Source organism: Betaproteobacteria bacterium (genome assembly GCA_016713305.1).
Lineage (GTDB): Bacteria > Pseudomonadota > Gammaproteobacteria > Burkholderiales.
Map to the genome: position 1 here is coordinate 588219 of JADJPK010000004.1, position 20288 is coordinate 608506.

The window sequence follows — 20288 nt, forward strand, 5'->3', positions numbered from 1 at the left end:
AACCGACAGGTTGTGGGCACTCAGGACCTTTCGGTCAGTGCTGGGAAACGTCTTGGTACCACTCTCTAGAAAGGAGGTGATCCAGCCGCACCTTCCGATACGGCTACCTTGTTACGACTTCACCCCAGTCATGAAGCTCACCGTGGTCGTCGCCCTCCTTGCGGTTAGGCTAACGCCTTCTGGTGAACCCCACTCCCATGGTGTGACGGGCGGTGTGTACAAGACCCGGGAACGTATTCACCGCGACATGCTGATCCGCGATTACTAGCGATTCCGACTTCATGCAGTCGAGTTGCAGACTGCAATCCGGACTACGACGCACTTTCTGGGATTGGCTCCCCGTCGCCCCTTCGCAGCCCTCTGTATGCGCCATTGTATGACGTGTGAAGCCCTACCCATAAGGGCCATGAGGACTTGACGTCATCCCCACCTTCCTCCGGTTTGTCACCGGCAGTCCCACTAAAGTGCCCAACTGAATGATGGCAATTAGCGGCAAGGGTTGCGCTCGTTGCGGGACTTAACCCAACATCTCACGACACGAGCTGACGACAGCCATGCAGCACCTGTGTTCCGGCTCCCTTTCGGGCACCCCCAGCTCTCACCAGGGTTCCGGACATGTCAAGGGTAGGTAAGGTTTTCGCGTTGCATCGAATTAATCCACATCATCCACCGCTTGTGCGGGTCCCCGTCAATTCCTTTGAGTTTTAACCTTGCGGCCGTACTCCCCAGGCGGCTCACTTCACGCGTTAGCTACGGTACCAAGGAATCGCTTCCCCAACACCTAGTGAGCATCGTTTAGGGCGTGGACTACCAGGGTATCTAATCCTGTTTGCTCCCCACGCTTTCGTGCATGAGCGTCAGTGCCGGCCCAGGAGGCTGCCTTCGCTATTGGTGTTCCTCCACATATCTACGCATTTCACTGCTACACGTGGAATTCCACCTCCCTCTGCCGCACTCTAGCTCCCAGTTCCAAGCGCCATTCCCAAGTTAAGCTCGGGGCTTTCACATCTGGCTTAAAAGTCCGCCTGCGCACGCTTTACGCCCAGTAATTCCGATTAACGCTTGCACCCTACGTATTACCGCGGCTGCTGGCACGTAGTTAGCCGGTGCTTCTTCTTACAGTACCGTCATCCACCCGGATTATTGGCCCGAGCGATTTCGTTCCGTCCGAAAGAGCTTTACAACCCGAAGGCCTTCTTCACTCACGCGGCATGGCTGGATCAGGGTTGCCCCCATTGTCCAAAATTCCCCACTGCTGCCTCCCGTAGGAGTCTGGGCCGTGTCTCAGTCCCAGTGTGGCTGATCATCCTCTCAGACCAGCTACCGATCGTCGCCTTGGTAGGCCTTTACCCCACCAACTAGCTAATCGGACATCGGCCGCTCCCACAGCGCGAGGCCTTTCGGTCCCCCGCTTTCCTCCTCAGAGCATATGCGGTATTAGCGCCGCTTTCGCGGCGTTATCCCCCACTCCAGGGTACGTTCCGATGCATTACTCACCCGTTCGCCGCTCGCCGCCAGGGTTGCCCCCGCGCTGCCGCTCGACTTGCATGTGTAAAGCATGCCGCCAGCGTTCAATCTGAGCCAGGATCAAACTCTTCAGTTCAATTCTTCTAGCTAAAACTCGCTTGACGTTTCCGTCAGTGCAAGTGCCCCAACTCCAACCTCATCCACCTCAGCTCAATCAACCCTCTCAGGCCAACCAACCCAAAGCAAACTCAGCCCAAGCACCCACACCTCTCGGCTGTTCCTTCTTGTTAAAGAGCGCCCCGCGTCAACGGGAAGCCGCGCATTATACGGGGCACGATCAGATCGTCAAGGGTTTTTGCGATTCGATGAGTGATTCGACGACGCTCTCAGTGGACATGCACCCGAGCGAACCTGCGTTTACCGACTTGGACAACTACAGTACTTCCCTTTGCAACCGTTCGATTGCGATCTGTGATCTTTTCCCCGTCCACCCGAATACCCCCTTGGTCAAGTAGGCGCAGAGCTTCGGAAGTGCTTACGACTAAACCACATTCCTTCAAGACCTGAGCTAACGGCAAACGATCCCTCGCGCTTGCCACATTAAACTCAGGCATGTTCTCTGGTAGTTCACCGCTGCGAAATCTTGCATTGAACGACTTCTCTGCCTGATTCGCCGCAAAGTCGTTGTGAAAGCGTGCTACCAACTCCTTTGCGAAGTGCACCTTGATCTCTCGGGGATTTCGCCCTTCCGCGGCCTCTCTTTTCCAGCGTGCGATATGGTCGGCTGGCTCAAAAGATAATAGATCAATGTATCGCCACATCAATTCGTCGGAAATCGACATCAGCTTTCCGAACATCTCATCGGCCGCATCGGTGATGCCCACATAATTTCCTAGAGACTTGGACATCTTTGCATTGCCATCAAGCCCTTCCAGCAAGGGGAGGGTAAGGATGCATTGGGGCGCTTGTCCGTGATGCTTTTGTAGTTCACGGCCAACCAAGAGATTGAACTTCTGGTCCGTGCCCCCCAGTTCGACATCAGCCTTTAAGGCAACGGAGTCGTAACCTTGAACTAGCGGATACAGGAACTCGTGGATGGCTATTGAGCGATTCTCACGGTACCGCTTACCGAAGTCGTCTCTTTCCAGCATCCTGGCTACCGTGTACATCGACGCAATCTTTATGAGCCCCGTCGTCCCAAGTTCATCCATCCATGAGGAGTTGAAGCAGATCTCCGTAAGACTAGGGTCCAATATCTTGAATACTTGGGATTTGTAGGTTTCGGCGTTTTCGAGAATCTGGTCTCGCGTTAGGGCGGGCCGTGTTGTGTTCTTGCCGGTGGGATCTCCGATCATCCCCGTAAAATCGCCGATTAGGAAAAGTACTTGATGACCAAGATCCTGGAATTGCTTCAGCTTGTTTAGCAGTACCACGTGCCCTAGATGCAGATCGGGTGCCGTTGGATCAAAGCCGGCCTTGATTCGTAGCGGACGCCCCCCTTTGAGCCTCTCAACTAATTCCGACTCCACGAGAAGTTCTTCTGCACCGCGCTTTATTGTTTCAAGCTGCTCCCGCATCTGGTTCATTTGCTCAAGGTTCTTGTGAATGGGTCGTTACAGATTCCGTCGACCAAGTCGTCCGATCGGCGTTTGACGAGAGGCGATTCAGTGTCCCTCTCATGGTAGACTTCCAACAGTTTTTGTCTCGCTTGCTGACGATCTCGGACCAATCCTCTCTAATGAAGTCCCCAAGAAGCGTCTCCTATTATGTTGCCATCATTCGTCTAACGCTTGTTCGGCGATTCCTCCTAGGCTTGCTTGGGCTGGCAGGAGCAGTTGGCGTGGCTCTTGGAGTGGCTCCACATTCCACATTGGATGAAAATGTTGAGATTCGGTCTGTTTCAGCACCTGTAGCGATAAGTCCAAGAGAAATCGTGTCGGCAGACTCTTCGCAGGGGTTCGTTCGGGAAGAACGCGTCCTACGAGGAGACACGATCTTTAGCCTGCTAGCTCGCCTCCAAGTCTCCGACACGGGCGCTCAACGATTCTTTAGCCGACCGACCGTTATTCGAGCTCTGGCGCCTTGGACGACCGGCCGCACGGTTGTGGCGCGCGTGGACCGCGAAGGTCGATTGCTCGAATTGACCGTACGTGATGATGAGTCGGTCATTGTCGTATCAAGAGAAAACGATAGCGATTTCCTGTTGTCCGTTAAGCCCGTCGCAACCGAGATCCGAATTGTGCTCAAGTCGGGCGCTGTGGCGAGTTCCTTGTACTCGGCAACGGACGAGGCGGGCATACCAGATTCGATATCCGCTGCGTTCGCGGAGGTATTTTCCAGCGAAGTTGACCTTCACAGAGACCTTCGAGCAGGCGATCACTTCTCGATGGTCTACGAGATGACCTACTCAAATGGAGAAGCGTTGCGTCCCGGCAAGCTGCTTGCCGCCGAATTCACCAATCAAGGTCGCACCCTTCAGGCGATTTACTTCCAAGATGAGAATGGGCAGACAAGTTACTTCGCACCGAACGGAAAGAACCTCCGCCAGGCATTCTTGAAGTCGCCAATCGAGTTTTCACGCATAACGTCGGGATTCTCAACATCGCGACTTCATCCAGTCCTGCAGGTGTGGCGGGCGCACAAGGGAATCGATTATGGAGCACCTATCGGCACTCGAGTACGTGCAACGTCGGACGGTGTTGTTTCGTTTGCTGGTTGGCAGAATGGCTATGGCAAGACTGTGGTGATTCGACACAGTCGCGGATACACGACGTTGTATGGTCATCTGTCCGGGTTCCCAAGGGAATTGCGATCGGGAAACAGGGTTCAGCAAGGCGAGGTCATTGGCTTCGTGGGCATGACGGGCCTAGCTACAGGACCACATCTTCACTACGAATTCCATGTGAATGGAAGTCACGTCGATCCCACGCGTCTGGCCAAGCGCCCGGGCAATGAACTCTCTGTCAACTCAAGGCACCGGTTCCTTGAAGTTGCGTCCGACAGACTCTCGCAATTGAGTGCGTTGAGGGATGTATCGGTAGCTTCTGCGCAGTGATAGTAGGGTAATTCGTTCAATCCCAGCAGTCTTGTTCTACGCAAAGCCAACTTTTCTTGCCAAGACAGCTCTTCTGGGCTTTCGACGACAGACGCGCGCGCTTCTATTCATGCTGAAAACGATGACCCACACCCGCAAGTACTTGTCGCGTTTGGATTCTTGATCACGAACTGCGCACCTTCCACGTTTTCCTGGTAATCGATTTCCGCACCGACCAGATATTGATAGCTCATGGGGTCAATGAGCAAAGTTACGCCCGCCTTGGCGACCGCCAGATCATCGTCCTCCGCCCGTTCCTCAAAAGTGAAACCGTACTGAAAGCCCGAGCAGCCGCCCCCACTTACGAAAACCCTGAGTTTCAAGTCAGGGTTACCTTCTTCTTCAATGAGTTGCTTAACTTTTTCAGCCGCACCGTCCGTAAAAACCAGTGCTTCCATAGTCCCAGTTGTCGTGTTCATAGCAAGACTCCGACTTGCAGTATTACTCAATAGAAGTGGCAGGGTGCTTAAGGGCGACTATTTTCCCCCCCCCATCAGACTCTTCGTGCACTAGCCGACCATCCACCAGTGCTCCTAACTGGATCTCTATGGTCTTATAGTAAACGTCTCCGGTTACGCTGGCCTTTGGTTGCAGCTCAACGTACTCGGTTCCACGCACTGACCCACGCACTGCACCGTTTACTACGACGACACATGACTGAATCTCTCCTTCAATGCAGCCTTGTTCTGACAACACCAGGGTAGAAGGTTCACCAACTCGTCCAGCTACATTTCCGCATACGCAACCATCTATTCTGAGCCCCCCAGCAAACTCCACGTTGCCCTGAATTTTGACCGTTGCACCGACCAAGCTGTCAATCCGCTGTGCGGGTTTCATCCCACCCTCCTTCGCTTCGTAGTGGCGCCCGTTCAGAAGGGCTCCTTCAAACAACCAAAGGACAAACGCGTGTCTCCGTCGCCAAGGACCGGTGGTCGCTCACAGGCAGCACTCAATATACCTGCGAGTTGAGCACACAACGAATCAATTCAAGGAAAGCCGAGATGAACCCCTTACTTCGTCGAAAAGCAAAGGGCCGCAATGCGGCCCTTTGCTTCTTTGAATACAGTTCGATTACCGCTTTGAGAACTGCTTGCGCCGACGCGCCTTATGCAGACCTACCTTCTTTCTTTCGACCTCTCGGGCGTCCCGTGTTATCAGCCCGGCTTTCCGCAATGCCGGCTTAAGTGCCTCGTCATACTCAACGAGCGCGCGCGCGATACCGTGGCGCACTGCACCTGCCTGGCCGGACTCACCACCTCCAGTCACATTCACCATGATATCGAATGAACCGAGATGGTTGGTAAGTTCAAGGGGCTGACGAACGACCATACGACCCGTTTCGCGAGAGAAAAATTCGTCAACCGGCTTACCGTTAAGGACGAATGCACCCTTTCCCGGACGCAGAAAAACTCGTGCAACAGCACTCTTTCGGCGTCCTGTACCAAGACTCTGATGAACGTCCATGAGGACTCCTAAATATTGAGGGCCTTTGGTTGCTGCGCAGCGTGAGGATGGGCCGCACCCGAATACACTTTCAGCTTGCGGAGCATGGCATATCCAAGTGGCCCTTTTGGAAGCATGCCTTTCACTGCCGTTTCAAGCACTCGACCAGGAAAGCGCGCATGAACCTTCTCGAAGGCCGCACTGCGGATGCCGCCAGGATATCCACTGTGCCGATGGTAAATCTTCTGCTTACTTTTTTGGCCCGTCACCCTCATCTTGTCAGCATTCACCACAACGATGAAGTCTCCAGTGTCCACGTGAGGCGTAAAAATAGGTTTGTGCTTTCCTCTCAAACGATGAGCGACGATAGACGCCACCCGGCCCAATACCTTGTCGCTTGCATCGACTACGAACCAATCGCGCTCAATCTCGAGTGGTTTGGCTGAAAAGGTCTTCATCGTTGAAGATCCGCCGAGAATTCAAAAGAGCCCGAAATGGTAGTCGAGGGAGCTCGAGTAGTCAAACCAATTCGCGAGTACCATTTGTAGCGCGGGATATATCCACTTGGAATGATGTGTAGCGCCAGAGAGGGTTCCGATATTCTTCATACGTTACCCTTCGATTGACACGCTTCATGCACAAGCTTTGGCTCTTATTTACCCAAGCGGTCACGGTTACTCTTGCGGCGACCTTGGTAGCAACAACCTTGAGACCGGAGTTGGTCCCCTTTTTCGATCGGCGAGACGCCCTTGTCACGATTCGAGAAGTTCGGAGCCCGCCCGCACCCCCAACGTCAGGACTGGCTACCGGCTACCGAGAAGCTGCCAAGAAGGCATCCCCGGCTGTGGTGAACGTGTTCACAAGCAAGGACGTCAAGATTCCGAGACACCCCCTTACGAATGAACCGTTCTTTCGCCGGTTCTTTGGCGATCAGCTTGACGAAGAAACCCAGCGATTCTCCAGCCTAGGCTCAGGGGTCGTTATTGACGCAACTGGATTTGTTTTAACAAATCATCATGTTATTGACTCTGCCGACGGCATTGAGGTCGCCTTGCCTGACGGACGAAAGATGGCCGCACGTGTCGTCGGCACAGATCCCGAGACGGATCTCGCCGTACTCAAAGTGAGGACGACGGGTCTCCACGCGGTCACCCTCGCTCCTACGGAGGCACTTGGCGTGGGCGATATCGTACTTGCGATCGGCAACCCATTCGGAGTAGGTCAGACCGTGACTATGGGAATTGTGAGCGCGCTTGGACGAAGTCATCTTGGCATCAATACGTTCGAGAACTTCATTCAAACAGACGCGGCGATCAATCCTGGAAACTCCGGAGGAGCCCTAGTGGATAGTAGTGGCAATCTTGTTGGAATCAACAGTGCCATCTATTCGCGTAGTGGAGGCAGCATGGGAATAGGATTCGCGATTCCCGTAAGCTTGGCGAAGCAGGTGATGGATCAAATCATCGCAACCGGCACTGTTACGCGCGGCTGGATCGGTGTAGAAGTTCAAGAGCTTACGAGCGAACTAGCCGAGTCCTTTAGGCTGCGATCCGCTACGGGTACCCTCATAGCTGGTGTCTTACGGGGTGGCCCGGCCGACAAGGCAGGCGTAAAACCTGGGGATATCCTGACTGAAGTCGACGGCAAGACCGTGACAGACTCCTCGTCCATGTTGAACTCTGTGGCAGCACTAAGACCTGGAAAGGTCTCTCGGCTCCAACTAATACGAAACGGCAAGGAGATGCACGTATCAGTGCTAGTCGGACGAAGACCCTCGCAAGCCAGCACCCCCACTACAGAAGAATGAACCCGCGGAACTCACGACATAGTGTCAGCCCGAGGTTTGGGATTGCGGTGACCCCCTAGCGACAAGCGTAGCGACGATGATTCCTAATTCATACAAGAGCCAAACGGGTATAGCCAACATGATTTGGGAAACAACGTCAGGAGGCGTCACTACGGCAGCAACAACGAAGGCGCCGACAATGACGTAGGGTCGAACCTCCTTCAACTTCGCAACAGTCACAAAGTTCATTTTAACGAGCAGGACGACGGCGACGGGCACTTCGAACGTTACGCCGAATGCGACAAACATCCCCATCACGAAACTGAAGTAGTTCTCCATGTCAGGCGCCACTTCAATGCTCTTTGGTGCGATGGCATAGACAAACTTGAACACAACCCCAAATACGAAGTAGTAACAAAATGCCATCCCCGCAAAAAACAAGAATGTGCTTGCGACTATCAGGGGAAAGACAAATCGCTTCTCATGTGCATAGAGCCCAGGAGCAACAAAGGCCCAAGCTTGGTATAGAACGACCGGAAGCGATATACAGACCGCAACCAGCATGGCTACCTTGACCGGAACCAGGAATGGCGTGACCACCCCAGTCGCAATCATGTGAGAGCCTTCAGGCAATGCTGCCATCAGAGGCTGCGCAAGGAAATCGTAGAGTTGCGGAGCGAAGTAAAAGCAAGGGAGAAAAACAATCAAGACGGCCAGCACCGCCTTGAGAAGACGGTCACGCAACTCGATCAAGTGTGAAAGAAAGGTGTCTGGCTCGCTCATAGAACTTCCTTTACTGCGAATGACCGCCTCAGAGAGGAAGTTTGTAACTACGAACGCGGTTCCGGCGCGAGCTCCACGTTGGCACTCGTTCCAACATCTGACAGGCCCAATTCCATCTGCGAAGGTGGCGAAAGAGCCTCGCCCGAGTCATGCTCTGACGAATGCATCGGTGCCGAAACCCCGCTCCCTGCCAGACCGAAATGCACCATGGGATTGGAGAGACGATTAAACTCTTCTTCGGTCTTCTTTATTTCTTCGGAGATTTCGTTTGCGTGGGCGGTTACTGCACTGTTCACGGAAGCAGCCGCGTCTTCCATGGTCCTCTTCAGGTCTTTCAGTTCGGACATCTCCACTTCTCTGTTGATGTCTGCCTTGACATCTGCCACATACCGTTGCATCCGTCCCATCAGATGTCCGACCGTCTTTGCCACCTTCGGTAGCCGGTCGGGGCCAATGACCACCAAGGCGACGACGCCAATCACCAGCATCTCCGAGAAACCGACATCGAACATTCCGGTCGCGCCTCGTTCCTTAGTGGATCACTCAGGCCTTAGATTTATCTTTGACCTCACCATCGATAGTCTGACCCGCGGTAGCTGCCTCGAGCTTCTGATTTGAACCTTTCTCCTCGTCTCCCTTCATTCCGTCCTTGAAGCCCCGAACGGCTCCTCCGAGGTCCTGCCCCAGATTGCGCAACTTCTTGGTACCAAATATAAGCACTACTACGAGCAGCACGATCAACCAGTGCCAGATGCTAAAGCTTCCCATGTTCCCACCTCCAGTAGGGGGCGCTCGAGCCCCGCTTCGATTAGGACCGCGCGATCATACCCGGCAAAGGCTGGGAACTTCCGATCACGTGAAGATGCAAATGATAAACGTCTTGGCGCCCGATTCGACCCGTGTTGGCAATCAACCGGAATCCATCTGGGGATCCTTGTTCAGTCGCCAGACGGCCAGCCATCACCATCATTCTTCCTATTAGAGCAGTGTGATCAAACGACAACTCCGCCATGGAAGGCACGTGTTCCTTTGGAATGATCAAGAGGTGAACGGGAGCGACTGGCTCTATATCGTGAAAAACCAACACCTCCTCATCCTCGTACACCTTTCGACTGGGTATCGTCCCAGCGACGATCTTGCAGAAAATGCAGTGTGGGTCTGATTTCATGACTGACTGCGTCCACGCGACGCTTTTTCTTCCACGCCCGAAATGCCCTCCCTTCGCCGGAGTTCCGCTAAGACATCATCGGGACCCAAATCGAAGTGGGAGAGCAACACCAAACAATGGAACCAAAGATCCGCCATCTCACGGACAACGGGAAGTTTATCATCGCCCTTCGCGGCAATTATGGTTTCGGCTGCTTCTTCCCCGATCTTCTTGAGGATGGCATCGGTCCCTTTCGCGAGCAGAGAGGCCACGTAGGAAGACGACGGGTCCATTCCTTTTCGCTCTTTCAGAGTAATTGCGAGACGATGAAGAATCTCGGCGTCGATCATGACTTACCTTTCAATTCACGCGATCCGTAGATGACCGAGGGGTCCACAATGACTTCATCAGTCAATCGCCACTGCTCTCCATCGAGCCGCCTGAAAAAGCAGCTTTCTCGGCCCGTATGACAGGCAATGCCTCCGACTTGGTCGACCTTCAGAAGAATCACGTCGCCGTCGCAATCAATGAAGATCCCCTTGATCTTCTGCAAGTGCCCAGACTCCTCTCCCTTCCTCCATAGCTTCGCGCGAGAACGGGACCAGTAGTGTGCCTCGCCTGTACTGATAGAGCGCTCCAGCGCCTCCCGGTTCATGTACGCAAACATCAACACGCGCCCACTCCTCGAGTCTTGAGCAATAACTGGCAACAGCCCTTCCGCGGACCACGCAATGTCGTCAATCCAGGACATGACCTCACTCACAGGCGAACCTCGATTCCCGTCGCTGCCAAATGTACCTTCGCTTGCCCAACCGTGAATTCGCCGTAATGAAAGATACTTGCGGCAAGAACGGCGTCAGCGCGACCGTCAAGAACACCTGCCACAAGGTGGTCAAGGGTTCCGACACCGCCACTGGCGATAATCGGTACTTCCAAACAATCGGAGAAAGCTCGCGTCAACTCGATGTCAAAACCTAGTTTTGTGCCGTCGCGATCCATACTGGTAAGCAAGATCTCGCCGGCGCCTGCGGCTTCCATCCGAATACCCCACTCGATGGCATCCAACCCCGTAGCCCGGCGGCCTCCGTGGGTGAACACCTCCCACCTCCCGGACCCTTCACTACTTCTTCGCCTAGCATCGATTGCTACGACAATGCATTGGGATCCGAAGTGACACGCCGCTTCTTCTACGAAGTGGGGATCCTGTACCGCAGCAGTATTGATGCTGACTTTGTCAGCTCCGGCGTTCAATAGACGACGAATGTCACTGACGGAGCGCACCCCTCCGCCAACAGTCAGTGGAATGAATACCTGGGACGCAACCTGCTCGACGACATGAACCATCGTATCGCGACCATCGGAGCTCGCTGTGATATCGAGGAACGTGAGTTCATCCGCGCCTTGGTCGTCGTATCGACGTGCGATCTCCACGGGATCGCCAGCGTCTCTGAGGCCAACGAAATTCACCCCCTTGACCACACGGCCTGCTGTCACATCAAGGCAGGGAATGATTCGAGTTGCTAGGCCCATGATAATCAGTGTCTCGCCAAGAGTTGTCCGGTCCGAAAACTGATCATGTGGACCCGGTCAAGACTCGGGCGCCAACTGATCAGCCAGAGCCTGCGCCTGCCTGAAATCAAGTGCGCCTTCATACAGGGCACGGCCTGAAATGGCACCGGCAATGCCTTCTTGCGCGACTGCACACAAACTGCGCACGTCTTCCAGAGAGGCGATGCCGCCGCTAGCAATCACCGGTACGGACAGTGCGCGAGCCAGTGACACGGTGGCTTCCACGTTGACCCCAACGAGCATGCCGTCCCGCCCGATGTCCGTATAGATGATCGAATCAACACCATAGTCCTGAAACTTCTGGGCGAGATCAACCACATCATGTCCAGTCATCTTGGACCAGCCATCTACTGCAACCTTTCCCGCCTTCGCATCGAGCGCGACCATGATGTGTCCCGGAAAGGCATAGCAAGCGTCATGAAGAAAACCAGGAGTCTTCACCGCAGCTGTTCCGATGATGATGTAGCTCACTCCATCGTCAAGATATCTCTCGATGGTGTCCAAGTCACGAATGCCACCTCCAAGCTGTACAGGCACATCGTCGCCAACTGCCTGGATCACCGCTTTTATGGCCTCTTCATTCTTGGGCTTGCCGGCGAATGCGCCGTTGAGGTCCACCAAGTGCAATCGTCGTGCACCCTGAGCAAGCCAATGCCTCGCCATCGATGCAGGGTCTTCGGAAAAGACCGTCGCCTGTTCCATCACACCTTGTTTGAGGCGCACACAGTGGCCGTCTTTCAGATCTATGGCTGGAATGATCAGCATGATTTCCTCTGCACGCTGGAGGCCCGGACCGAAGTATCGGAGACGCTCGGATGAACGATGAACAATCGATAAGCTACGCGGAGATCTGCCGGGAGAGATCGAGCGCGCCGACATCGCTGATCTTCCATGAAACGAAGTTGGAAAGCAGCCTGAGTCCAGCGTTGTGACTCTTTTCCGGATGAAACTGTACCGCGAAAATGTTACGAACGCTAACCGCGCTCACGAACGGTGTTGGATAGTCAGTCTCTGCGGCAGTTATGTTCGTATTGGCCACTACGTGGTAGCTGTGTACAAAATAGAAGCGGGCGTTCTGGTCAATACCTTCCCATAGCGGATGGGTATGAGTCTGGCGCACCATGTTCCAGCCCATATGAGGGACCTTCAGCTTCCTTCCTTCCGCGTCCACCATGCGGTTCCTGGGGAATCGCCGGACGTTGCCCTCGAGAAGCCCAAGGCCGGCTACGTCCCCCTCCTCGCTCCTTTCGAACAACATCTGCAGACCGATGCAAATTCCAAGAAACGGCTTGCTGCGAGCCGCATCAAGAATCGCGGACCGCAATCCACGCGCGTCCATTTCCCGCATGCAATCAGGCATCGCTCCCTGGCCGGGAAAAACAACTCGGTCAGAGGAGTGGACTACATCCGGATCGCTGGTGACCACCACTTCTTCATCTGGAGCCACTCGCTCAAGAGCTTTCGCAACCGACCGCAGGTTGCCCATTCCATAGTCGACGACCGTGATCCGCATGAGTGACTCGCTACAGGACACCCTTGGTCGAAGGCAATCTTCCCGCAGTCCGCGCATCGGGTTCGATAGCCATTCGAAGGGCGCGCGCGAACGCCTTGAACACCGTCTCGGCTTGATGGTGGGCGTTACGTCCCTTTAGGTTGTCTACGTGGAGCGTAATGAGCGCGTGATTCACAAACCCCTGGAAGAATTCGTAGAACAGCTCTGCGTCGAAGGCGCCGATCGTTGTCCGCGTGAATGGCACGTTGAACTCCAATCCAGGCCGTCCGGAAAGGTCCACCACAACGCGAGATAGCGCTTCGTCCAACGGTACGTAAGCGTGACCATACCGGCGCAAGCCCTTCTTGTCCCCTAGGGCACGGGCGAAGGCCTGTCCCAAGGTGATACCGACGTCCTCGACAGTGTGATGACCATCGATGTGCAAGTCACCACGGGCCTCCACCTCCAAGTCCATCAGACCATGGCGCGCAAGCTGATCGAGCATGTGGTCAAAAAAACCTATTCCCGAATCGAGTTGTGAAGCGCCTGTGCCGTCCAGGCCGACCTTCACACGAATTCTCGTTTCCAAGGTCTCTCGAACGACTTCGGCGGTACGGACAGGCGACAACACGCCCCGCGATTCATCCGACATGAACGTTCTCCCGGATCCAATCGAGCTCATTCAGTGCATGCAAGAACATCCTGTTCTCAGCAGGAGTTCCAATGGTGACTCGCAGGCAATTCCGCAGCATCGGATGCGCCAGGTGCAAGTTCTTGATGAGTACCTGGCGCTGCTTGAGACCATCGAACACCGCACAAGCATCGGCGACCCGAAACGTTACGAAGTTTGCGTCACTGGGAAAGACCTGGACGCCAGGCGTTCCCTGGAGGGCATCGATGATGCACTGACGCTCCAGAAGCAGTTGCTCGGCTTGCCGTTCGAGAAGGTCCACATGCGATAACACGAAATCTGCTGCCAACTGCGAAAGCACGTTGACGTTGTATGGCAGTCGGAGCTTGTCGAACTCCGCAATCCAGGCAGATCTTCCAACCACCATTCCCAAACGGAGACCCGCCAGTCCGAGCTTAGAGAGGGTACGCATTATCAGCAGATTCGGTCGGCTAACCAACTCGCTCATCAAGGACTGCCGAGCAAACGCATGGTACGCCTCATCGATCACGACAAGGCCTGGTGCCGCGTCCAGGATCTGCATGACATCAGCACGACGAAAGAGGTTACCCGTCGGATTGTTGGGAAAGGCAAGGAACACCAGCGCTGGACGACGATTTCGCATCACTTCCAGCATCTGCTGGAGATCCAGTTGGAAATCGTCTGTGAGAGGAACGCTGACATAGGCAGCACCCGCGGCTGCAGCGGAAACCCGATACATGACGAAGGAGGGCTCGACCCCCATGATCGTCGCGCCAGGCCGTGCGACCGCCATGCACAGAATCTGAATAATCTCGTCCGAGCCGTTTCCCAGCAGAATCTCGCAGCCGTTCGGAACAGAGAGGTAGTCCCTCAACCGCGACTTCAGTGCGGTACATCCGGCGTCCGGATACCGATTGATGGGGGCCCTCGCCAGAATGGTCCCCATCTCGCGCTGCAGTTCAGCCGGAAGACTGTATGGATTCTCCATCGCATCCAGCTTCACCATGCCTGAACTGTCTGGCACGTGATAGGAGCTCCAGTCCAGGAGCTCCGGTCGCAGGACATCCTTTGGACAACATGTCGCGGGGCTGCTCGCGGGGGAATGGAAAGACCTTGTCACCGGAAACTCCGAATGCTGTTCAGGCATGCAGACGATACCGCGCGGAAACGGCATGCGCAGGCAACCCTTCGCCGTCGGCGAGCGTGCCTGCTATCGCGCCAAGTGTGCGAGCCCCTTCGCGCGATACCTGGATGATGCTGGTTCTCTTCTGAAAGTCGTAGACGCCCAACGGCGACGAGAAGCGCGCAGTACCTGCGGTTGGCAGCACGTGATTGGGACCTGCGCAGTAGTCCCCGAGTGCCTCCGACGTATAGCGCCCAAGAAAAATCGCACCTGCATGGCGCAGCTTCGGAAGCCACTGACTCGGGTCATCCACAGACAGTTCCAGATGCTCGGGCGCAATCCTGTTGGCGATAGTGCAGGCCTCTTCGAGGCTCCTGACTTCAATAAGTGCACCCCGCCGGGTCACGGAGTCCGCGATCACGGCCTTGCGGGGCATCGACGGCAACAGGTCGTGCATGCAGCGCTCCACCGCATCCAGAAAAGACGCATCGGGACTCAGAAGTATCGCTTGCGCGAGTTCGTCATGCTCTGCTTGAGAAAAGAGATCCATCGCGATCCACTCAGGCTTTGTGCCCCCGTCGCAGATAACAAGGATCTCCGAAGGACCCGCGACCATGTCGATGCCAACGGTTCCGAATACCTGACGCTTGGCTGCAGCCACAAACGCGTTTCCCGGCCCTACGATCTTGTCAACGCGAGGCACTGACTGTGTCCCGTAAGCCAAAGCTCCCACGGCTTGCGCCCCGCCCACCGTGAAGACTCGGTCCACACCAGCCACAGCCGAGGCCGCAAGAACAAGTTCGTTACGTACACCATCAGGTGTGGGGAACACCATGATGATCTCACCGACCCCAGCCACCTTGGCTGGAATTGCATTCATCAATACAGTCGACGGATACGCCGCCTTGCCACCCGGAACGTAGATTCCGACGCGATCGAGCGATGTAACCTGCTGGCCGAGACATGTGCCATCCGATTCCGTATACGACCAGGATTGAGCCAGCTGCCGCTCGTGGTAGGAGCGAACACGCTGTGCCGCGGCTTGCAAGGCTCTAGCCTGCTCAGCCGGAAGACGCTCAAGCGCTGAACGGCATTCCTGAGCCTCGACGACAAGCTCGCCCACCGTACCCACTGGCAGCCTGTCAAAGCGCCGGGTGAAGTCCAGGAGCGCATCGTCTCCCCGCCGACGCACATCGGCCAGTATCTCGGACACTGTTCTTTCTACGATGGGGTCGAGGGTGTTCTCGAAGGCGAGCAACGAATCAAGCTCCCCTTCGAACGCCGGGTCCGTGCTGCTCAGGCGACGAGGCTTCATGTCTCAACCTCGTCTTCGCACGCCGAAGAAAACGCGTCGATCACGGGCTGCAACGCAGAGTGCTTGAGTTTGAGCGAGGCTTGATTCACCACCAGACGTGCACTGATCGACGCGATCTCCTCCACAGCGACGAGCTTGTTCGCACGCAGGGTGTTTCCGCTCGAAACGACGTCGACGATGGCATCTGCAAGTCCCACCAAAGGCGCCAATTCCATCGAGCCGTAAAGTTTGATGAGGTCGGCGTGCACGCCCTTCGCGGCAAAGTGCTCCCGCGCGGTGTGGAGATACTTCGTTGCTACACGCAGACGAGCGCCTTTCTTGACAGCCTGGGCGTAGTCGAACCCTTCCCGGACGGCCACCATCAACCGACATCGCGCAATTCCCAGATCGAGTGGCTGATACAGCCCCTGTCCCCCGTGTTCCATCAACACGTCCTTTCCGGCAATTCCCAGATCTGCGCCGCCGTGCTGGACATAAGTCGGAACGTCCGAAGCTCGCACGATGATGATTCGAACATCGGAACGATTGGTCTCAAGAATGAGCTTGCGCGATCTTTCCGGATCTTCGGACGACACGATCCCAGCCGCCGCGAGAAGAGGCTGAGTTTCTTCGAAAATTCGTCCCTTCGAGAGGGCTATGGTAATGCTGGGCACGTCGGAATCGCGCTTCGAATCAGGGAGTGATGACGGGGATTGTAACCTTCAGGTCTCAGTTTCTATGTCTGCCGACACTTGCGCCGAGCATCGACAGCTTCTCTTCGATTCGCTCGTATCCCCTGTCCAGATGGTAGATCCGATCGACGATCGTCTCACCATCAGCTACCAGACCGGCGATGACGAGGCTCGCGGATGCACGAAGATCGGTGGCCATGACAGTGGCGCCCTGCAGGCGCGAAGCTCCCCGGACGACCGCAGTATGGCCGTCCACTTCGATATCTGCTCCAAGACGCCGAAGCTCTTGAACATGCATGTAGCGATTCTCGAAAATCGTTTCGGTGATCACCGCCGTCCCTTCTGCCACACAGTTGAGTGCCATGAATTGGGCCTGCATATCAGTCGGAAACGCCGGATAGGGTGCCGTTCGCAGACTGACTGCGCGAGGTCGCGACGGCATCGACAGGCGGATGGTATCGGGGCCCGTTTCTATCACTGCCCCGGTTTCCTGAAGCTTTGCCAGGACCGCATCGAGCGTTCCAGGACGAGCGCCGTCGAGGACGATCTCGCCTCGGCTGGCTGCCGCCGCTACGAGAAAAGTACCCGTCTCGATCCGGTCGGGCATGACAGAGTAGGAGCACCCCCCCAGTTCACGAACGCCCTCTATCGTTATGACGTCAGTGCCCGCACCCTCTATTCGGGCGCCCATGGCAACAAGGCAATCTGCCAGATCAACGACTTCCGGTTCCCGCGCGGCGTTTTCGATAACGGTCACTCCTTCGGCAAGACACGCCGCCATCATCAGATTCTCGGTACCTGTCACGGTCACGATGTCCATCACAAGTCTCGCACCCTTGAGTCGCGCCGCCTTCGCCTGAATGTACCCTTGGTCTATCGATATTTCCGCGCCCAGCGCCTGCAAGCCCTTGATGTGCTGATCTACCGGTCGCATGCCGATCGCGCAGCCTCCTGGAAGAGAGACACGTGCTTGCCCGAAACGCGCCACCAGGGGGCCAAGCGCAAGTATCGACGCTCGCATCGTCTTCACGAGATCGTAAGGGGCCACGAAGCGGGCAACGCCCGATCCACAGAGAGAAACGCCTGACTTCTCGTCCAACGAGAGCTCCACGCCCATCTGCCCGAGCAGGTTCAGCATGGTTGTAACGTCCCGCAGTTGCGGGACATTCGTCAGAGCGAGTGACTCTTCGGTAAGAATCGAAGCGCAGAGTATCGGAAGCGCGGCGTTCTTGGCGCCCGAAACCCGCACCCGACCGGAGAGCGGCGCACCACCTTCGATGCGTAATTTGTCCATGAAGATAGATTCAGGGGGCGCCTGAACGCCCGGGAGGGAAGACTACCGGGTTGCCCACTCTCTGGGAGTGTAGGTCTTCATGGAAAGCGCGTGTATCTCCTCGCGCATCCTGTCGCCTAGGGCCGAGTAGACCGTCTTGTGCTGCTGAATCCGCGACTTGCCCTCGAAAGCCGGGCTCACGATGACCGCCTCGAAATGGTGGCCGTCGCCTTGGACTTCGACGTGCTCGCAAGCGAGATTCTCGAGAATGTACTGCCGGACCTGCTGTGGGGTGACCATGTGAACTTCCCGCCCGGGGACCTAGTGACGCAGCTTGTAACCCTTCCGGATCATCGCCAATGCTGCCAATGATAAGGCAGCGAAGCATCCTCCAACAATTCCCAGACTGACCTCGGGCGAAACGTCGGACACGCCAAAGAAGCCAAAGCGGAACCCGTCAATCATGTAGAAGAAGGGATTGACATGTGAAACGCCCTGCCAGAAGGGCGGAAGCGAATGGACCGAGTAGAAGACACCCGACAGGAACGTCAGCGGAACGATGATGAAGTTCTGGAAGGCGGCCAGCTGGTCGAACTTGTCCGCAATGATCCCCGCGATCAGTCCCAGAGCACCGAGTACCCCCCCCCCTAGCACAGCAAAGACAAGCGCCCAGGCGATGTTCGGAAACGGGACTTTCGTCGACACCAGCGTCACGAGAAAGACACCTGCCCCGACCACCATACCACGCACGATGGACGCGATGATGTAGGCCCAGAAGAATTCTGCGTGCGAGAGGGGTGGCAGCAATATGAAGACGATGTTCCCGGTGACCTTGGACTGAATCAGGCTCGACGAGCTGTTGGCAAATGCGTTCTGCAGCAACGACATCATCGCCAATCCAGGAATCAGGAAGGCAGTGTAGGGCACTCCCGGATAGACCTGCACTCTATCTTCCAGCACATGTGAGAAGACGAGGAGATACAACATGGCCGTCAGGATGGGAGCGGCAATCGTCTGAAAGCTGACCTTCCAGAACCTGAGCAGCTCTTTGTAGAGCAGTGTGCGAAAACCTGTCACTTGCTTCCCATGATCTTGAGAAAAGCGTGCTCGAGGTCAGGTTCCAGGACCCTCAGGTCCTGGATCTCCACCCCTGACGCTCGCACGGCGGCGACCAGGTCAGCTATGTCGGCTGGGCGCTCAAGCGGCATGGTGATGGACCCGTCCTCATTCCAGGTCACTGCAGAGGACAGCACCTCGGGCACCACTCGTGGATTGATCACGAGCCGCAGGCGCAGAGCCGCGACGCCCTTGAGGAGATTGGCGGTCGTATCAAGAGCCACCACCCTGCCTTGCTTGAGCATCGCAACGCGCCCGCAGAGTGCCTCCGCTTCTTCCAGGTAATGTGTCGTTAGGATGACCGTGTGGCCGTCTTTGTTCAATTGGCTGACGAAGCCCCAAAGACCCTGACGCAGTTCCACGTCCACGCCCGCCGTCGGTTCGTCCAGCACGATGACCGGAGGTTTGTGCACAAGCGCCTGTGCGACCAGAACTCGCCGCTTCATGCCGCCGGAGAGAGCCCGCATGTTCGCGTCGGCCTTTGGCGCCAAGTCCAGCCGCTCCATGACTTCGTCTATCCAGGCATCGTTCTCGCGCAGGCCGAAGTATCCGGACTGGAAGCGGAGAGTCTCCCGAACGGAAAAGAACGGGTCGAACACCAGTTCCTGTGGCACAACCCCGAGACAGCGTCGCGCCGCACGGTAGTCCTGCACCACGTCATGCCCCAGAACACGAACAGCGCCGCTATCGGCCCGCGCCAATCCCGCCAGAATGCTGATCAGGGTCGTCTTGCCGGCGCCGTTCGGTCCCAGCAAGGCGAAGAACTCACCGGCCTCGACCCGAAGATCGACATGGTCAAGTGCCTGGAGACTTCCGTAACGCTTGCACAGCGCTGTGACTTCGATGGCAGGCGTCCCTGCCCTGACACTAGACATGCGCGTCGAGCAGCAATATGGGCTCCAGTCCGTACAGGTGCGCAAGCGAGGCAAGATTGGCGGGCAGATTCTCGATGCGAAGGTCAACCCCCTGGCGCCGCGCCGCGCGCTTCAAACCGAGCAGTATCGCCAGTCCACTCGAATCCGCCGCGGAAACGCCGGCGAGATCCAGAGTGGTTATTCCGCTACCCAGTAGCGCCTCTCCCTGTCCCAGCAAAGCAGCGGCCGTCTCCAGGGTGGCTTCGCCCAGCACCCTGAGGCGGTCTCCATCCCTCTGAATCATTTCTTCGTACTCTGTGCCGTGGCTGGTTTGCTGTTGCGTTCCTGTAGATTCCTGATCAGCCCGTCGATACCGCTCTGCTCGATCTGCGTGGCGAAGTCGTTTCGGTACGTTGTCACCAGACTCACGCCTTCCACGACGACGTTATAAACCTTCCAGCCATCTGCAGTGAGATTCATCAGGTAGTCCACCGTTACAGGGG

General features: G+C 56.1%; 26 protein-coding genes and 1 rRNA gene. 2 read left to right on the plus strand and 25 right to left on the minus strand.

The features are described from left to right. Positions 1-69: 69 nt before the first annotated feature. Positions 70-1603: ribosomal RNA gene (locus IPK20_03430) — 16S ribosomal RNA — on the minus strand. Between the two features lie 250 nt (positions 1604-1853). Continuing rightward, complete coding sequence (locus IPK20_03435; GenBank protein ID MBK8015850.1) at positions 1854-3044, minus strand: tyrosine--tRNA ligase; 1191 nt, start codon at positions 3042-3044, stop codon at positions 1854-1856. A 536-nt stretch (positions 3045-3580) separates the two neighbouring features. On the opposite strand from IPK20_03435, the gene IPK20_03440 reads away from it, so the two are divergent. Then, a complete protein-coding gene (locus IPK20_03440) occupies positions 3581-4522 on the plus strand; it encodes a M23 family metallopeptidase (GenBank protein MBK8015851.1) in 942 nt (313 codons plus the stop codon). A 107-nt stretch (positions 4523-4629) separates the two neighbouring features. On the opposite strand, the gene erpA is transcribed toward IPK20_03440, so the two are convergent. The 4 genes from erpA to rplM all read right to left on the minus strand — a co-directional run bounded on the left by erpA (position 4630) and on the right by rplM (position 6462). Next, positions 4630-4980 carry an iron-sulfur cluster insertion protein ErpA gene (gene erpA / locus IPK20_03445; GenBank protein ID MBK8015852.1) on the minus strand — a complete coding sequence of 117 codons (351 nt, stop codon included), beginning with the start codon at positions 4978-4980 and terminating at the stop codon, positions 4630-4632. A gap of 22 nt (positions 4981-5002) precedes the next feature. Then, complete coding sequence (locus IPK20_03450; protein ID MBK8015853.1) at positions 5003-5398, minus strand: polymer-forming cytoskeletal protein; 396 nt, start codon at positions 5396-5398, stop codon at positions 5003-5005. Between the two features lie 234 nt (positions 5399-5632). Further along, positions 5633-6025: a 30S ribosomal protein S9 gene (gene rpsI, locus IPK20_03455; GenBank protein MBK8015854.1), complete on the minus strand. Its 393-nt coding sequence runs from the start codon at positions 6023-6025 to the stop codon at positions 5633-5635. Positions 6026-6033: 8 nt separating this feature from the next. Beyond that, a complete protein-coding gene (rplM, locus tag IPK20_03460; protein MBK8015855.1) occupies positions 6034-6462 on the minus strand; it encodes a 50S ribosomal protein L13 in 429 nt (142 codons plus the stop codon). A 176-nt stretch (positions 6463-6638) separates the two neighbouring features. On the opposite strand from rplM, the gene IPK20_03465 reads away from it, so the two are divergent. Further along, positions 6639-7811: a Do family serine endopeptidase gene (locus tag IPK20_03465; GenBank protein MBK8015856.1), complete on the plus strand. Its 1173-nt coding sequence runs from the start codon at positions 6639-6641 to the stop codon at positions 7809-7811. A 24-nt stretch (positions 7812-7835) separates the two neighbouring features. On the opposite strand, the gene tatC is transcribed toward IPK20_03465, so the two are convergent. The 19 genes from tatC to IPK20_03560 all read right to left on the minus strand — a co-directional run bounded on the left by tatC (position 7836) and on the right by IPK20_03560 (position 20277). After that, on the minus strand, positions 7836-8573 hold the full coding sequence (tatC, locus tag IPK20_03470; protein MBK8015857.1) for a twin-arginine translocase subunit TatC: 738 nt from the start codon (positions 8571-8573) through the stop codon (positions 7836-7838). A 47-nt stretch (positions 8574-8620) separates the two neighbouring features. Then, entirely contained in the window at positions 8621-9085 is a 465-nt protein-coding gene (gene tatB, locus IPK20_03475; protein ID MBK8015858.1) for a twin-arginine translocase subunit TatB, read from the minus strand. A 31-nt stretch (positions 9086-9116) separates the two neighbouring features. Beyond that, positions 9117-9341, minus strand: a complete 225-nt coding sequence (gene tatA, locus IPK20_03480) for a Sec-independent protein translocase subunit TatA (protein MBK8015859.1) — start codon at positions 9339-9341, stop codon at positions 9117-9119. Between the two features lie 40 nt (positions 9342-9381). Beyond that, positions 9382-9741 (minus strand): histidine triad nucleotide-binding protein, encoded by a 360-nt coding sequence (locus IPK20_03485; GenBank protein ID MBK8015860.1) that lies wholly within the window; start codon positions 9739-9741, stop codon positions 9382-9384. Beyond that, positions 9738-10070, minus strand: a complete 333-nt coding sequence (locus IPK20_03490; protein ID MBK8015861.1) for a phosphoribosyl-ATP diphosphatase — start codon at positions 10068-10070, stop codon at positions 9738-9740. Before IPK20_03490 ends, IPK20_03485 begins: the two co-directional genes overlap by 4 nt. Next, positions 10067-10471 (minus strand): phosphoribosyl-AMP cyclohydrolase, encoded by a 405-nt coding sequence (gene hisI / locus IPK20_03495; protein ID MBK8015862.1) that lies wholly within the window; start codon positions 10469-10471, stop codon positions 10067-10069. Before hisI ends, IPK20_03490 begins: the two co-directional genes overlap by 4 nt. A gap of 8 nt (positions 10472-10479) precedes the next feature. Then, positions 10480-11250, minus strand: coding sequence for an imidazole glycerol phosphate synthase subunit HisF (hisF, locus tag IPK20_03500; GenBank protein MBK8015863.1), 771 nt, complete (start codon positions 11248-11250; stop codon positions 10480-10482). 57 nt (positions 11251-11307) lie between these two features. Continuing rightward, positions 11308-12054 carry a 1-(5-phosphoribosyl)-5-[(5-phosphoribosylamino)methylideneamino]imidazole-4-carboxamide isomerase gene (gene hisA / locus IPK20_03505; protein ID MBK8015864.1) on the minus strand — a complete coding sequence of 249 codons (747 nt, stop codon included), beginning with the start codon at positions 12052-12054 and terminating at the stop codon, positions 11308-11310. Between the two features lie 73 nt (positions 12055-12127). Further along, positions 12128-12859 carry an imidazole glycerol phosphate synthase subunit HisH gene (hisH, locus tag IPK20_03510; protein ID MBK8015865.1) on the minus strand — a complete coding sequence of 244 codons (732 nt, stop codon included), beginning with the start codon at positions 12857-12859 and terminating at the stop codon, positions 12128-12130. After that, positions 12813-13433, minus strand: a complete 621-nt coding sequence (gene hisB / locus IPK20_03515; protein MBK8015866.1) for an imidazoleglycerol-phosphate dehydratase HisB — start codon at positions 13431-13433, stop codon at positions 12813-12815. The genes hisH and hisB overlap by 47 nt, the downstream gene beginning before the upstream one ends. Further along, complete coding sequence (locus IPK20_03520) at positions 13423-14580, minus strand: histidinol-phosphate transaminase (GenBank protein MBK8015867.1); 1158 nt, start codon at positions 14578-14580, stop codon at positions 13423-13425. Before IPK20_03520 ends, hisB begins: the two co-directional genes overlap by 11 nt. After that, positions 14573-15871: a histidinol dehydrogenase gene (gene hisD / locus IPK20_03525; GenBank protein MBK8015868.1), complete on the minus strand. Its 1299-nt coding sequence runs from the start codon at positions 15869-15871 to the stop codon at positions 14573-14575. Before hisD ends, IPK20_03520 begins: the two co-directional genes overlap by 8 nt. Further along, a complete protein-coding gene (locus tag IPK20_03530) occupies positions 15868-16524 on the minus strand; it encodes an ATP phosphoribosyltransferase (protein MBK8015869.1) in 657 nt (218 codons plus the stop codon). The genes hisD and IPK20_03530 overlap by 4 nt, the downstream gene beginning before the upstream one ends. Before the next feature lie 55 nt (positions 16525-16579). Continuing rightward, positions 16580-17836, minus strand: a complete 1257-nt coding sequence (gene murA / locus IPK20_03535; GenBank protein ID MBK8015870.1) for a UDP-N-acetylglucosamine 1-carboxyvinyltransferase — start codon at positions 17834-17836, stop codon at positions 16580-16582. Positions 17837-17878: 42 nt separating this feature from the next. Beyond that, on the minus strand, positions 17879-18115 hold the full coding sequence (locus IPK20_03540; GenBank protein ID MBK8015871.1) for a BolA family transcriptional regulator: 237 nt from the start codon (positions 18113-18115) through the stop codon (positions 17879-17881). 21 nt (positions 18116-18136) lie between these two features. Continuing rightward, positions 18137-18892, minus strand: coding sequence for an ABC transporter permease (locus IPK20_03545; GenBank protein MBK8015872.1), 756 nt, complete (start codon positions 18890-18892; stop codon positions 18137-18139). Further along, positions 18889-19806 (minus strand): ABC transporter ATP-binding protein, encoded by a 918-nt coding sequence (locus IPK20_03550; protein MBK8015873.1) that lies wholly within the window; start codon positions 19804-19806, stop codon positions 18889-18891. Before IPK20_03550 ends, IPK20_03545 begins: the two co-directional genes overlap by 4 nt. Further along, positions 19799-20089, minus strand: a complete 291-nt coding sequence (locus IPK20_03555; GenBank protein MBK8015874.1) for an STAS domain-containing protein — start codon at positions 20087-20089, stop codon at positions 19799-19801. Before IPK20_03555 ends, IPK20_03550 begins: the two co-directional genes overlap by 8 nt. Beyond that, a complete protein-coding gene (locus IPK20_03560; protein ID MBK8015875.1) occupies positions 20086-20277 on the minus strand; it encodes an ABC transporter substrate-binding protein in 192 nt (63 codons plus the stop codon). The genes IPK20_03555 and IPK20_03560 overlap by 4 nt, the downstream gene beginning before the upstream one ends. Positions 20278-20288 lie beyond the last annotated feature (11 nt).